Origin of the sequence: Streptomyces sp. NPDC021080, assembly GCF_044333225.1 — a bacterium.
GTDB lineage: Bacteria > Actinomycetota > Actinomycetes > Streptomycetales > Streptomycetaceae > Streptomyces.
Genome location: NZ_JBIRQM010000058.1, coordinates 1 through 1,977, shown reverse-complemented (window position 1 = coordinate 1,977; position 1,977 = coordinate 1). Strand labels below are relative to the sequence as shown.

Annotated in this window: 1 protein-coding gene; it reads right to left on the bottom strand. The window is 70.6% G+C overall.

What is annotated here, in order from left to right:
• On the bottom strand, window positions 1-1,977 hold a 1,977-nt coding region (locus ACH4S8_RS45080), incomplete at both ends, for an NAD-glutamate dehydrogenase domain-containing protein (protein ID WP_398405173.1).

Below are 1,977 nucleotides of genomic sequence, written 5' to 3'. Positions count from 1 at the left end.
GATCTCCGTGCGGAAGTCCTCACGCCGGTCGGACCAGCGCAGACCACCGCGCGCGACCTTGCCGAAGCGCAGGTGCACACCCTCGACACGGGGCGAGTACACCCAGATCTCGAACGCCGGGCGCGGCGCCGGGAGGTCCGGGATGGCCGTCGGGTCGAACTTCATGGAGACGTACTCGTGCGGCGTGCCGGCCGCGGAGCTCTGGAAGAAGTTCGTGCGCAGGGTCGCCTTGATCAGGTTCAGGAAGGACCGCAGGATCCGGTCCTCGTCCAGCGAGGCGACCTGGTCCAGGGCCGCGTCCAGCTCCTCGAGGAGCGCGTCGGTCAGCTCGACGCCGGCGCGCTGGCGCTCCGGCGACATCCGCGCCTCGAACAGCGAGACGAGCAGCCGGGTGGTGTGGACGTTGTTGCGGAGGGTGTCCTCCATGTAGTCCTGGCTGAAGGTGGAACCGGCCTGGCGCAGGTACTTCGCGTAGGCGCGCAGCACCATCGACTGGCGCCAGGTGAGGCCGGCGCTCAGCACGAGGGCGTTGAAGCCGTCGTTCTCGGCCTGCCCGGTCCAGGTGGCGGCGAAGGCCTCCTGGAACCGCTCGCGGCCGTCGTCGCCGAGGTAGTCGCCGTTGCCGTTCAGGGACTTGGGCAGGCGCAGCCCGAAGTCGTAGATCCACGCGGTCGTACGGTCCGAGCAGCGCAGTTCGTAGGGCCGCTCGTCGGTGACCTCGACGCCCATGCGGTTCAGGGCGGGCAGGACCGCGGAGAGCGAGACCTGCTCGCCGGTGCGGTAGATCTTGAAACGGCGCTCGCCGGGCGCCGCGCCCACCGGCTCGTACAGGCTGAGCGCGAAGTCCTTGCTGGGCTCCTTGCCGAGCGCCTGGAGGTGGACCAGGTCGGCGACGGCGGAACGCGGGGAGTGGTCGGCCTTGTAGCCCTCGGGGAAGGCGTTTCCGTACCGGCGCAGCAGTTCGGCGGCGCGCTCCTCGCCGCACTCGGCGGTCAGCGCCTCCGCGAAGCCGTCGGCCCAGGAGCGGGCGGCCTCGACGAGCCGCGCCTCGATGCGCTCCTTGTCGGAGTCGGACAACTGCGGCAGCTCGGTGCCCGGCTCGACCCGGACCACGAAGTGCAGCCGGGACAGGATCGACTCGGTGTTCCAGGCCGTGAAGTCGACGCTGGTGCCGTTGAGCTCTTCCTTGAGGATGTCGATGATCCGCAGGCGCACACCGGTGGTGTAGCGGTCGCGCGGGAGGTAGACGAGGGCCGAGTAGTAGCGGCCGTACTCGTCCTGGCGCAGGTAGAGCCGCAGCCGGCGGCGCTCCTGGAGGTACAGGACGGACGTGACGATCGCCCGGAGCTCGTCGGCGGGGGTCTGGAACAGCTCGTCGCGCGGGTACGTCTCCAGGATCTGGAGCAGGTCGCGTCCGTCGTGGCTGTTGGGCGAGAACCCGGCACCGCGCAGGACCTCGTCGACCTTGCGGCGGACGACGGGCACCCGGCGCACGGACTCGGTGTACGCGGCCGAGGAGAACAGGCCCAGGAAGCGGCGCTCCCCGATGACCTCGCCGTTCTCGTCGAACTTCTTGACCCCGACGTAGTCCAGGTACGACGGCCGGTGCACGGTGGCGCGGCTGTTGGCCTTGGTCAGGATCAGCAGCTTGTGCTCGCGGGCCTTGGCCCGGGCGTCCGCGGGCAGCCGCTCGAAGGACGGGCTGACCGGGTGGCTGTCCTCGCCGTGCTGCGGGTCGGAGCGCAGGATGCCGAGCCCGGTGCCGGGGACGGCGGCCAGCGAGTCGTCGTCGCGCAGCTGGTACTCGCGGTAGCCGAGGAAGGTGAAGTGGTCACCGGAGAGCCAGCGCAGCAGCTCACGGGCCTCCTCGACCTCCTGGTCGCGCAGGTCGTCGGCGGTCGGCTCCTTGGGGAGCTCCTCGGCCATCCGCAGCGCCGCGTCGCGCATCTTCTCCCAGTCCTCGACGGCCTCACGGAC